General features: G+C 62.6%; 10 protein-coding genes. All 10 read left to right on the forward strand.

Annotated elements, in window-relative coordinates; translation table 11 throughout:
* Positions 1 to 207 precede the first annotated feature (207 nt).
* The 10 genes from HQL56_05025 to HQL56_05070 all read left to right on the forward strand — a co-directional run bounded on the left by HQL56_05025 (position 208) and on the right by HQL56_05070 (position 12,602).
* A complete protein-coding gene (locus tag HQL56_05025) occupies positions 208 to 1,026 on the forward strand; it encodes a transketolase (protein MBF0308872.1) in 819 nt (272 codons plus the stop codon).
* Positions 1,026 to 1,976, forward strand: coding sequence for a transketolase (locus HQL56_05030; GenBank protein ID MBF0308873.1), 951 nt, complete (start codon positions 1,026 to 1,028; stop codon positions 1,974 to 1,976). Before HQL56_05025 ends, HQL56_05030 begins: the two co-directional genes overlap by 1 nt.
* A 9-nt stretch (positions 1,977 to 1,985) precedes the next feature.
* The gene (locus tag HQL56_05035; GenBank protein ID MBF0308874.1) at positions 1,986 to 3,050 is read left to right on the forward strand and encodes a radical SAM protein; all 1,065 of its coding nucleotides are present in this window, start codon (positions 1,986 to 1,988) and stop codon (positions 3,048 to 3,050) included.
* 223 nt (positions 3,051 to 3,273) lie between these two features.
* Positions 3,274 to 3,942: a class I SAM-dependent methyltransferase gene (locus HQL56_05040; protein MBF0308875.1), complete on the forward strand. Its 669-nt coding sequence runs from the start codon at positions 3,274 to 3,276 to the stop codon at positions 3,940 to 3,942.
* 152 nt (positions 3,943 to 4,094) lie between these two features.
* Positions 4,095 to 5,639 (forward strand): radical SAM protein, encoded by a 1,545-nt coding sequence (locus HQL56_05045; GenBank protein ID MBF0308876.1) that lies wholly within the window; start codon positions 4,095 to 4,097, stop codon positions 5,637 to 5,639.
* Positions 5,640 to 5,701: 62 nt separating this feature from the next.
* Positions 5,702 to 7,714, forward strand: a complete 2,013-nt coding sequence (locus HQL56_05050; GenBank protein ID MBF0308877.1) for a glycosyltransferase family protein — start codon at positions 5,702 to 5,704, stop codon at positions 7,712 to 7,714.
* A gap of 13 nt (positions 7,715 to 7,727) precedes the next feature.
* Positions 7,728 to 9,494, forward strand: coding sequence for a B12-binding domain-containing radical SAM protein (locus HQL56_05055; GenBank protein ID MBF0308878.1), 1,767 nt, complete (start codon positions 7,728 to 7,730; stop codon positions 9,492 to 9,494).
* 11 nt (positions 9,495 to 9,505) lie between these two features.
* Positions 9,506 to 10,396: a sugar nucleotide-binding protein gene (locus tag HQL56_05060; GenBank protein MBF0308879.1), complete on the forward strand. Its 891-nt coding sequence runs from the start codon at positions 9,506 to 9,508 to the stop codon at positions 10,394 to 10,396.
* A complete protein-coding gene (locus HQL56_05065) occupies positions 10,393 to 11,508 on the forward strand; it encodes a radical SAM protein (protein ID MBF0308880.1) in 1,116 nt (371 codons plus the stop codon). Before HQL56_05060 ends, HQL56_05065 begins: the two co-directional genes overlap by 4 nt.
* Positions 11,505 to 12,602 (forward strand): DegT/DnrJ/EryC1/StrS family aminotransferase, encoded by a 1,098-nt coding sequence (locus HQL56_05070; GenBank protein ID MBF0308881.1) that lies wholly within the window; start codon positions 11,505 to 11,507, stop codon positions 12,600 to 12,602. The genes HQL56_05065 and HQL56_05070 overlap by 4 nt, the downstream gene beginning before the upstream one ends.
* Positions 12,603 to 12,648: the final 46 nt, after the last annotated feature.

The following is a 12,648-nucleotide window of genomic DNA, read 5'->3' on the forward strand; positions in this document are numbered from 1 at the left end:
TTTCGGTTTCCCTGCACCGGTTGGGATTTAGCCGTCTCCCGAAGCTTCTGTTTAGCACAGTCATTACAAGATTGGCAGTTTCTTCGGATATCCGCCAACCGGCCCCGCCCATCCGGAAGAAAGCCCTCATGCCCCGCCCCTGTTCAACCGATAACCAATCTGGCACTCTCTTTTACCGGGTCTCTTTCTCCTTCGGCAGGATGCGCCATGGAAGCCAAACCTCTCGACAGTCGATCCCGCTCCCTGCGACGGCTGGCCCTGCGCGGCCTGCTGAAGGGTGGGCGAGGACATCCCGGCTCGGCCCTCTCCATCATCGAAATCCTGCGGGTGCTTTACGACGATATCCTGCGGGTGCGGCCCGATCAGCCCGCCTGGCCCAACCGGGATCGGTTCATCCTCAGCAAGGGCCACGGCTGTCTGGCCCTCTACGCCATTCTGGCCGACAAGGGCTTTTTCGACCCCGAGGAGCTGGATCGCTTCTGCCGTTTCGACTCCCCCCTGGGAGGACACCCCGAATACGGCAAGGTGCCGGGGGTGGAGACCTCCACCGGAGCATTGGGCCACGGCCTCAACGTCGGCATCGGCATGGCCCTGGGGGTGCGCCTCTCCGAACGCCCCTCCCGCGTCTTCGTCCTGATGGGCGATGGTGAACTCGACGAGGGCTCGGTGTGGGAAGGGGCCCTCTGCGCCGCCAAACACAAGCTCGACCACCTCACCGCCCTGGTCGATTACAACAAGCTGCAATCCTACGGCCCGGTGGCCGAGGTTCTGGCCCTGGAACCCCTGGCCGACAAGTGGCGCGCCTTCGGTTTCGCGGTGCGGGAAGTCGACGGACACGATCCCCTCGCCTTGAAGGCCCTGCTGAAGAGTCTGCCTTTCGAACCGGGCAAGCCCTCCTGCCTCATCTGCCATACCGTAAAAGGTCGGGGCATCGCCCTGGCGGAAAACAATCCCGACTGGCACCACAAGAGCAAACTCAAACCCGCCGAAGCCGAAGCGGTGGCCGCCCTGCTGGAGGAACCCTGATGCGTCGCATGGCCCTGGAAATGGTTCATCAACTGGCGCGGGACAACCCACGAGTGGTTTTCGTCGGCTCCGATCTCGGCTCCGGCACCCTGGCGGCCATGCAGCGCGAAATGCCGGAACGCTTTTTCATGGAGGGTGTATCGGAACAGAACCTCATCGGCGTGGCCGCGGGTCTGGCCCTGGAAGGCTATATTCCCTACGTCAACACCATCGCCACCTTCCTGACACGTCGTTGTCTGGAGCAGGTGTGCGTCGATCTGTGCCTGCACAAACTTCCGGTTCGTCTCATCGCCAACGGCGGCGGCATGGTCTACGCCCCCCTCGGTCCCACCCACACCGCCACGGAAGATCTGGCGCTGATGCGGGCTCTGCCCAACATGACGGTCACCGCGCCCTGCGACGCCCTGGAAATGAAATCCCTCATGGCCGCCTCCATCCACTGGCCCGGCCCGCTCTATATCCGTTTGGCCAAAGGCGGCGACGCCCTGGTCTCCCCGCCGGAACCGGCTCTGGAAATCGGCCGCGCCGTGACGTTGCGCGAGGGCAAACAGGTGGGACTGCTCACCACCGGTATCATGGCCCAGCGGGCTCTGCAAACCGCCGATCTGCTCGCCGATCAGGGCGTGGCCTGCGGTGTGCTGCACTTTCACACCGTCAAGCCCCTGGATCAGGAGGCCCTGTTCCGACTGGCCGACGACTGCCGCCTGCTGGTCACCCTGGAAGAGCATCAGCGCAACGGCGGACTGGGCAGCGCCGTGGCCGAAGTGCTGTGCGATACCGCTCTCACCTGGTCTCGTGACGGGCAGTTGCCGCCCCTGCTGCGACTCTCCCTGCCGGAGGCCTTCCCCGACCATTACGGCTCCCAGGAGGAGCATCTCAGCCACCACGGGCTCGATCCCCGGCAGATCGCCGAACGGGTCAACCTGGCCCTGGGTCGCAACCGGCGTTAAGGATTGGCCATGGCAACCCTCTACAGTTCACTCAAGTTTTTGCGTTTTCAGGAGCATCTGCAGGCCTTGCGCCAGCAGACCGTGGTCGCCCCGGTGCATATCCGCATCAAACCGACCAACCGCTGCAACCACGACTGCTGGTATTGCGCCTACAAGGTCTCCCACCTCTCCCTGGGCGAAACCATGGCGGAAAAAGATGCCATTCCCCAGGGCAAAATGTTCCGGATCATCGACGACGTGGTGGCCATGGGGGTCAAGGCGGTCACCTTTTCCGGCGGCGGGGAACCCCTGATCTACAAACCGCTTCCGGAGTGCGTGGAACGCCTGGCCAAAGGAGGGGTTCGCGTGGCCTCCCTGACCAACGGCGCCAACCTGAAAGGACGCATCGCCGAGGCCTTCGCCCGCTACGGCACCTGGGTGCGCATCTCCATCGACGCCTGGGACGACGATAGCTACAGCCTGGCGCGTCACATTCCCCTGGGCTCCTTCACCCGGGTGGCGGACAACATTCGCGCCTTCACCTCCCGATCGACTGCCTGCGTCCTGGGCATCAGCTTCATCGTCACCACCGACAACCACACCCACCTGCTGGAGGCGTGCCGGCGTTTCAAGGATCTGGGGGTCAACCACGTCAAGGTGAGCGGCGCGGTGGTGGCCAATTCGGGGGCGGAAAACAATCGCTACCACGCCCCCATCAAGGACGAGGTGCGACGCCAGATCGACCAGGCGCTGAAACTCTCCGATGCCCGTTTCAGCGTCATCAACCACTATCACGAACTGGAAGAGCGTTTCGACAAACACTACACCTTCTGCCCCTTCCTGCAGTTTCTCACCGTCATCGGGGCCGATCTCAACGTCTACACCTGCCAGGACAAGGCCTATACCACCAGCGGCCTGCTGGGCTCCATCAGGGAGCGTTCCTTCCGGGAGTTCTGGTTTTCGGAGGAGAATCGCGCCCGGCTTTTCGCCTTCGATCCCTCCCGTTCGTGTCACCACCACTGCGTGAGCCATACCAAAAACCTGGCCATCCTGGAATTTCTGGCCATTGACCCGGAGCATGGACTTTTTGTTTAATGCCCTGCGAGAATCATTCTTTTTCAGCCCGTCTTGTTCATAAATTTCGTCGCGAAGCCGGCCAGGGCGCGTCAGGACAAGGCGCGCGACGCCTCGACGACCGGAACCGTGGCCGTTCCACGGTGAGGATCGTCGAGCGAGCGCAACGCCGTCATGGCGCGATCCTGGTCCGGTTGCAGCAGAAATTTATGAATAAGACGGGTTCAGCCAAGGCGGATCGTTCATGCTCAAACAGGTCGATTTCATCTCCACCCTGCACAACCGCACCAAACGGGACTATCGGCAGCGGGTGCTGGACCACGACAAAGCCGAATGCGCCGTCGTCGCCTGCCAGTGGGGCGAGGACTACTGGGACGGGGAACGCCAGTTCGGCTACGGGGGCTATCGCTACGACGGCCGCTGGCGCGGCATGGCCGAAAAGCTGGCCCAACGTTACGGACTGCGGGCCGGGGATCGCATTCTGGATGTGGGCTGCGGCAAGGCCTACCTGCTTTACGAACTCACCCAGGTGGTGCCCGGCGTCGAGGTGGTGGGCTTCGACCTCTCCGAATACGGTCTGACCCACGCCAAGGAGGAGCTGTCCCACCGTCTGGTGCGGGGCCACGCCTCCAGCCTGCCGTTCGCCGACAACGCCTTCGATCTGGTGATTTCGGTGATCACCCTGCACAATCTGCCCTGTTTCGACCTGGAACGCGCCATTCGGGAGATCCAGCGGGTGGGTCGGGGCACCAACCGCTACATCGCCGTGGAATCGTTCCGCAACGAGCGGGAAAAGGTCAATCTGCTCTACTGGCAACTCACCTGCCGCAGCTTCTACTCCCCCGAGGAGTGGGCCTGGTGGTACCGCCGCTGCGGCTACACCGGCGACTACGATTTCATCTTTTTCGAATGAGACGCCCCGAATCGATTTAACAATTATGCCTTGCCTGCCGATAAAATGAACCATGAGGACCCGTCGTGGTCCGATAGATGGTACGCTTCATGCAACCATCTTGCGGGATCTTCCAAGATGGCGATTCCTTTCCCGGCAGGAGAGGCCAAACGATGGGCACTATCAAACGTATCCTGATCACCGTTCCCAACACCTCCTGGTTCGGCAAACGCCTGTGGGTGGTGCCGCCCTACACCCTGGCCATGCTGGGCGCGGTCACGCCTCCCCATTACGAATTGAACCTCTTCGATCCCCATCTGGGCAATCTCGGCTTCGAACAGGCGTTGGCCGAAATCGAGGCCTTCGGACCCGATCTGGTGGGCATCACCTGCATGTCCCTGGAATACGCCCCCACCTTTCACCGCTATGCCGCCGAAATCCGCCGCCGTCTGCCCCGAGCGGTGATCGTTCTGGGAGGCCCCTACGCCACCACCTCCACCGATCTGGCCATGGAGGACGGCGTGGCCGACTTCGTGGTCATGGGCGAGGGCGAGGAGCGTTTTCCCCAGCTGCTGGCCGCACTGGAGGAGGGACGCACCGATTTCAGCGCTTTCGACGGACTGGCCTGGCGTCGCGACGGGGTCACGGTGGTCAATCCCATCGTCACCTATATCGAAAACCTCGATACCGTGCCCTTCCCCAATTACGCCAAGGCGCAACTGCCGCGCTACTTCGAGTCGAACAACGCCTTCGGCAACGTGATGAACGCCCGTTACGAGCCCTATGCCATCACCACCACCAGCCGGGGCTGCCCCTATCCCTGCATCTATTGCAGCACCGAAGCCATCGACGGCAAACGCATCCGCTTCCGCACCGCCGAGAACGTGTTGGCCGAGGTGGACTGGCTGGTCAACGAGTTCGGCATCAAGGAGATCCTCTTTCTCGACGACAACCTGATCTTCAACAAGCCCCGTTTCCGCAAGATTTTGCAGGGTCTCATCGAGCGCAACTACGACCTGCACTGGAAATCGGTCAACCTGGCCACCTTCCTGCTCACCGACGAGTTGCTGGAGCAGATGTGGGAGGCCAAGTGCTACCAGTTGATCCTGCCCATCGAATCGGGCAACCAGTATGTTCTGGACCATGTGTTGCGCAAGCCCCTCAAGCTGGATCGGGTGGCGGGCATCATGAAAAAGGCCCGTGAGTTGGGCTTCGAAACCGCTTCGGACTTCATCATCGGCAGCCCCGGCGAAACCTGGGACCAGATTCGCGACTCCTTCCGCTTCGCCGAGGAGATGGATGCGGACATGACCTCCTTCCACATCGCCACCCCCCTGCCCCGCACCCAGATGTACGAAATCGCCAGGGAGAAGGGCTATCTGCCCGAAGGCTTCAACTTCGGCTCCTCCCAGTTTTTTGGTTTCGGACGGGGTTGCATCACCACCGAGGAGTTCACGCCTCGGGATCTTCACATGTTACGGGCGCTGGAGTGGGATCGCATCAATTTCAAGACGCCCGAGAAAAAGGCCCGTTTCGCCCGCATGGCCGGTATCGGTTTGGATGAACTGGAGCGCTGGCGCCGCAACACCATTCGCAACCTGGGCATTTACTTCCCCAATGCGGAAGGCACCGACTACACCGCCCAGGAAAATGCGGATGCGCCCCGGGAAGGCCTGCTGGACAAGAATGGCCGCTTCGCCAAAGTGGTGAACGGGTGACCACCCCTCTCGATCGAAACACCGCCGACAGGACTGCCGTGACGAATACCGAGGAGCCGACCATGCAACCACAAGCCCAGGTGAACACCTTCGCCACCGAGATGCGTCTGTTGACCACGGCCATCGCCCATCATCAGAAAAACGAACTGGACCAGGCGCTGGACCTCTACGAACAGATTCTGGAGCTGAACTCCCGCAACGACGAGGTGTGGCACCTGACCGGCGTGGCCCTGATGGACCGCCGCGACTACACCCGGGCACGCACCTACCTGGAGCGGGCCGTGGGCATGAAGCCGCAGAACCCCTTCTTTCACAACTCCCTGGGCAATCTTTACCAGAAGCTTGACCTGCACGACCGGGCCCTGAAACACTACCTGCTGGCCATTCGGTCCAAGACCGATTTCCCCGAGGCCCTGGTCAACGTGGGCATACTGCTGATCCGCCAGGAGCGCAACCGGGAGGCGGCCAACTACCTCAGCCACGCCGTCAATCTGCGTCCGGAGCTTTACGAGGCCCATATCCACCTGGCCAAAGCCTACGAGTCCCTGGGCCATTTCAACATGTCTTCGCTGCACGTCACCCTCTTCTATCACTACGCCCCGGAGCCTCTGCGGGTACGGCGTCAGCGGGAGGTGCGGGACACCTATTTCCTGGATCGCGACAAGGCCCTGGAAACCGCGCTGGAAAACCAGCGGGTGCGCCAGACCCAGGCTGTGGACGCGCCGCAGATTTGTTACTACGGCGGCAAAGCCCTGGCCGATGCCCCCCGGCAGATGGTTCACCTGCCGGAAGAGGCCATTCCCGACTTCATTCCCAACACCCGCCTGCGTCTGCCCAAAGCGGTCGCCTTCGATCCCAACGATGTGGAGCAAACCCGTGACGCCGTGCGTCTGGCCACCCTGCTGGATCAGGGACGGCTGACCCGTCTGAACCGGGCGGCGGATCTGGCCTTGACCTGTCGGGAACAACACGCCCCCCTGCTGCCCGGCGAGCCCTTGCGGGTCTTTCTGCCCGCCTCGCGGGAGACCACGGTGATGCAGTTCTGCTCCAAGGGACTGGCCCGCGCCTTCGAACGCGCCGGCTGCGTGACCCATCTGGCCCTGGAAAACAGTGATCTGGAGGGACTCGACGGCTTCAATTACATCGACGAGCAGCATCGCCTCAATCCGCACCTGATGATGAACATCAACCACTGCAACAATCAGTGGATTCATCCCGAGACCTTCAACGCGGTCTGGTGGCAGGATCCCATGCCGGAGATCACCAAGGGGGAGCCCCTGCCCTGGCGGGAGCGGGATCTGGTCTGCTCGGCCTATCCCATCTGGGACGATTTCATCTACAAGACCGGCGCTTCCAAAGTGCATCGTCAGGACTTCTGCTACGATCCGGAGATCTTCCGCAACTGGACGCCCCTGGCCGAACGGCGCAAACTGGTCTTCGTGGGGTGCGGCTATCCGAACGATCCCCGTGGCCTGCCTCGGGAGGAGGAAGCCATCGTCCTGCTGGAGAATCGGCTGGAATCGGGGGCCGGTTTCGACAAAGAGGCCATCCAAGCCATTGCCGACGCAACGGAATTGGATTACATCTACGTCTACGATGTGCTCTTTTCCTATGTGGTGCGGCATCGGGTGGTCGAATGGTTCTGCGAAGAGGGCAGCAAGGCCGGCTTCGAGGTGGAGATCTACGGGCGCTTCTGGGAGTGGAACGCCATCGTGCGCCCCTATTTCAAGGGGGAACTGCCCCACGGCCCCGAAGTGGCCAAGGTCTACAACCAGACCCTCTACGCCCTCAACGCCAATGCCTACTTCGTGGCCTCCCAGCGGCTGGCGGAAGTGGCGGCCTGCGGCTGCATCCCGCTGGTCTACGATGCCCGCAGCTTTTCGGAGCAGCCCCACTGGGAAGAGGAGTGTCTCTTTTTCAAAACCCGCTCCGAAATGGCGGCTTGCCTGAGCCAAACTCCCGCCAAGGGACCGGAAGAGCTGGCCCACTACTACTCGTATGACCGCTTCGTGGGCAAAATCCTGGACTGGATCGAAAACACGGCGGGGGTGAAACTGCCCCGCCATCATGGATGAGGAGTGTGAACCCATGGCCGGAAAGCCGCTTGTCGCCCTGATCAACGTGGTCATGGACGGGGACTATCAGTACGAAGAGGAGATTCCCATCGGACTGGGTTGTCTGGCGGCCTTTCTGCGCCGGGAAGGTTACGATGTCCGGGTGCATCAGTGCTTCGCCAGTCAGGGTGAGCCGGCCATCGCCGAGGCCGCCCTGGTCGAGGCCGATGTTTACGGCTTTCAGCTCAACATGATCAACTACCTCAGCGTTCAGGATGTGGCTTCCCGGCTCAAAGCGCGCAAACCCGACTCCTTCCATATGCTGGGGGGGCCCTTCCTCTCCTCGATGGCGGAAGAGATTCTGGAGCGGGAGAGCGTCTTCGACTGCATGGTCTACGGCGAAGGCGAGTTGACCATGCTGGAGATGCTGCAGCAGTTCGAAAAGGGCAGCCTCGATGTCTCCGCCATTCAGGGAGTGGTCTGGCGCAACGCCGAAGGCAAGGCGGTGCGCAACCCGCCGCGCGCCCTGATTCCCCAGCTCGACTCCCTGCCCTTCCCCGCCCGGGATTTCATCGCCCACATGCATCGCGACGAACTCGACAACGGCATTCTGGGCAGCCTGCGCATCGTCACCTCCCGAGGCTGCACCGCCAACTGCCACTTCTGCTCGGTCAACTTCTACACCAAGCTGCAAAAGGGCAAGATCTGGCGGGGTCGGTCCCCGCAAAACGTGGTGGACGAACTGGAAGAGCTGGTCAAGGTACAGGGAGGCCGCATCTTCAACCTCTCCGACTCCAGTTTCGAGGATCCCGCCGGTCGGGTGGGCAAGCGCCGCACCCGCGAAATCTGCGACGAGCTGATCCGGCGCGATGTCAAACTCTCCCTGAAGGTCTACATGCGGGCCGACACCATGCACGCCGCCGAGGACGAGGAGCTGCTGCGCCTGTGGAAACGGGCCGGCATCGACGTGGTCATCGTCGGCATCGAGGCCGGATCCGACCACGAACTGGAGTTTTACGGCAAAAAGGCCAACGTGGCCATGAACGAGGCCACCCTGCGCCGCCTCAAGGATATGGGCCTCTTCTACGTCATCATCGGCTTCATGATGTTCAATCCCAACTCCACCATGGAGACCCTGCGCACCAACATCGCCTTTCTGCGCGACATGGAGCTGGTCGACAATCCCAACCAGATCACCAATTCGCTGATGCTGATTCGCGATTCGCACCTCTACCACGTCCTCAAGGAGGAGAATCGGGTCATCGAACCGGCCAATCCCTGGGAGACCCCCACCTACCTCTTCCGGGATATCCGGGCGCAACGGGCGGCGCGGCATTGGGACGGCCTCTTCGGGCGTTTTCCCCTGACCCTGGAACTCAACGGGCATCAGGTCAACTTCGAAAACCTCATCACCCGCATCCAGAACCCCATGAACGCCCCCGTGGCCCAGGCCGTGGCCCGGCCCTTCGCCGAACTCAAGGAGCAGTATCTGGCGCTCAAACAGGAGTTCGCCAAGGTGCAGTACGACTATTTCGTGCGCGTGCTGGATCTCATCGAGGCCGACTGCAGCGACGAGGTGTTGGATGCGGAGGCCCGGAACTACTTCATCGGCACCTACAGCCATTACTCGCCGCGTTACCAGTGGCTCTACGAAACCTGCATGCGGGAGATGGCCTCCACCGGTCTGCCCTTGAGCGGCCTGACCTTCAAGAACTTCTACTCCTACGCGGTGAACAAGGGTCTGCTGCGCGTCGGCAAGGTCGGCGCCCCCGCTCCGGCGCCCGACGTGGTGCGACTTTAACGGGGATCGCCATGACCTCCCGCTGGCTCATCATCGGCGCATCGGGCTTCATCGGGAGTCACCTCTTCGCCCGTATCGGCCCGTCTATGGCCCTGGGCACCTGTTACGCCACACCGGTGGCCGGAACCCGGCCCTTCACGCCGGGGGTGATGAAGGTTGCCGATCTGATCCGGGATCAGGGTCGGTTTTCTCACGCCTTCGTGCTGCACGGCATGACCCGTCTCGACCCCTGCGCCGCCGATCGCGCCCGTTCCGACGAAGTCAACGTCCTCGGCACGCAACGGCTGCTGGAAGAGCTTTTCGAACAGGGCATCAAGCCGGTCTTCACCTCCTCCGACATGGTTTTTGACGGGCGCAAGGGGAACTACCTCGAAACGGACCCCGTCGGCCCACTGGCCACCTACGGAGAGCAGAAGGTGCGCATCGAAACATTTCTGCGGGAGAGTGGACGGGAACATCTCGTGCTGCGACTGCCCAAGGTCTACAGCAAGACCCCCGGCACCCAGACCCTCTTCGACGAGTGGCTGGGAGCGATCGACCGGGGCGACCTCATTCGACTGGCCCAGGATCAGCGTTTCTGCCCCGTGGCCGTGGAGGATCTGGTGGTGGCGCTGGAGGCCGCAGCCCGACTCGACCTCTCCGGCACCTACCACTGCGGCGGTCCCGAAACCCTCACCCGCCTGCAGATGTTTCAGCATCTGCGCAACGCCCTGGAACGGCGTTTCGGACCGCTGGAGGGTCTCCGCATGGCGGTGTGCGGCATCAACGACTTCCCCTTCCTGGAGCCCCGCCCCATCGACATCTCCATGGACTCCGGCCGTTTCCGGCAGGCCACCGGGCTGACCATGGGCCGGGTGGAAACCATGGCCCACCACTTCGTCCAGAGCCTGCAACGCCCATGAACAGCGTCATTCTGCCCCATCCCCGCCCCTGTCGCCGCCATCCGGACAGCGATGCCTCGCGGGAGACCCTGGCGCAAACGCCCATCCGCTTCGGCGGCGGCCAGTTGGCCCGCCATCCGGAACGTCTGGAAACCTGGGCCGCAGGCGGCATCCCCGGACCGCTGGCCATCGAGGTCGGCGTGACCCACGGCTGCAATCACGACTGCATCCACTGCTCCACCCAGCAGATGACCCCCTTCGAAATGCACAAGAACTTCCTGCCGAGGGAGGCTTTTCTGCGTTTTTTGCAGGATTTTGCAGCCCTGGGCGGGCAGGAGGTCTTCTTCGCCGGCAACGGCGAACCGCTGTTGCACCCCCATCTGCCGGAGTTTTTCCAGGTGGGTCACGAACTGGGTCTGCGCATGGCCCTCTCCAGCAACGGGCAGATACTCACCGAAAGGATGGCCCCGCGCATCCTGCCTTACGCCGCCTGGATCCGGGTCAGCGTCAACGGCGGGGATCGGGAGACCTATGCGGCGGTGCATCGCTGCCAACCGAAGGAGTGGGACCGGCTGGTGGCCAATCTGGAAAACGCCGTGGCTCTGCGCAAACGCGACCGTCTGCCGGTGGAGCTGGCCTTGCAGGGGGTGGTTTTTGATCGCAACTGGGACGCCATTCCCGCCCTGGCGCAACTGCACCGCAAGGTGGGCACCGATACCCTGGTGTTTCGCAACCGCATCGATAAATACGACGGCGATTTCCCCATTCCCCCCGCAGTGCGCCTTCTGCTCGAAGAGGCGGAACGGGATCCTTCGGTGCAGGTGCGCTGGAACACCTTCACCGATCAGGCGCTGCTGCCGCCGTGGAGCCGCTGCATCGGGGTCAACGTGCGCACCAACATGGATTTTCAGGGCAACCTCTTCTCCTGCGCCAAGCACTTCTACGAGGATTGCAGCTTCGGCAACATCTGCGAGAACTCCTTCCGGGAGATCTGGCACGGCGAGGCCCGCAAACGGCTCTTTCCGCAGATCGAAAAGGGGGAAAACATCCGCTTTTGCTGGAAGTGGTGCCAATGCTCCTACGACAACCGCTTTGCTGAAGAGTGGCTGGCGCAACGGGAGAAGCCGGCATGATTCCCTCCTGGCGCATCGAAGTGGGGCAGGAAGCGGCGGAAGCCGTGGCGCGGGCCATGGCGCGGGAACACATCAGCATGGGGGTGGAGACCGAACGATTCGAAAAGGAGCTGGCAAACCTGCTGGATGTGCCGCATGCCGTCTGTTTCCCCAGCGGCACGGCGGGGCTGCTGGTGAGTCTGCTGGCGGTTGGGGTGGGACCGGGAGATGAAGTGATCGTACCGGTGCGCACCTGGATCGCCACCGCCAATGCCGCCGCATTGCTGGGAGCCAGGGTGGTGCTGGTCGATTGCACCCCGGAGCGCCCCGTCATCGACCCGGAGCAGGTGGACAAGGTCCTCACCCCCCGCACCAAAGCCATTCTGCCGGTGCATCTCAACGGACGCGCCGCCGACCTGGAGGCGCTGCGCGAGCTGGCCGCACCCCGCAAGATCGCCCTCATCGAGGATGCCTGTCAGGCCTTTTTATCGCGCCATCCCGATGGCGAGTACCTGGGCCGGGCGGGTCGTTTCGGCTGTTTTTCCTTAGGGATTGCCAAACTGCTGACCACCGGACAGGGCGGTTTCGTGGTCTGCCATACCTCGGAAGATCACGACCGTTTGCGCCGCATCCGCAATCAGGGGTTTCTGGGCACCTCCCAGGTGGACCCGGAGACGCTGTTGGGCGGCAACTTCAAGTTCACCGACCTTCAGTCCGCCATGGGACTGGCGCAATTGCCCAAGCTGAAACGGCGGATCGAGCATCAGCGCCGCCTGTTCAACGCTTACCGCGAAGGGCTGGCCGGTCTCGACTGGATCCGCCTGGCTCCCGTCGATTTGGAAGGCGGCGAAGTCCCCCTGCGGGCCGAGTGTCTCTGCCCCCGTCGCGGCGCATTCACCCAGGCCATGGAACGCGCCGGCATTCAGGTGAAACCGCTGGGCCGCAACGTGGACCAATACCCCCACTTCGCCGGCCAGGGCCCCTTCCCGCGTGCCGCCTCCCTCGATCAGCAACTGGTCATGCTGCCCTCCGGCCCCGAACAACCCCTGGAAAACGTGCAGGAGACCATTCGGGTCATGCGCCTTCTGGACGGGAACTTCGCCCCTTCCCGCTAATCCGCGAAAAAACATTGCTGCCGAATTCCCCGCTCCTTATCCTGTG

The sequence above is a fragment of the Magnetococcales bacterium genome, assembly GCA_015231925.1.
In the GTDB taxonomy this organism is placed as follows: domain Bacteria; phylum Pseudomonadota; class Magnetococcia; order Magnetococcales; family JADGAQ01; genus JADGAQ01.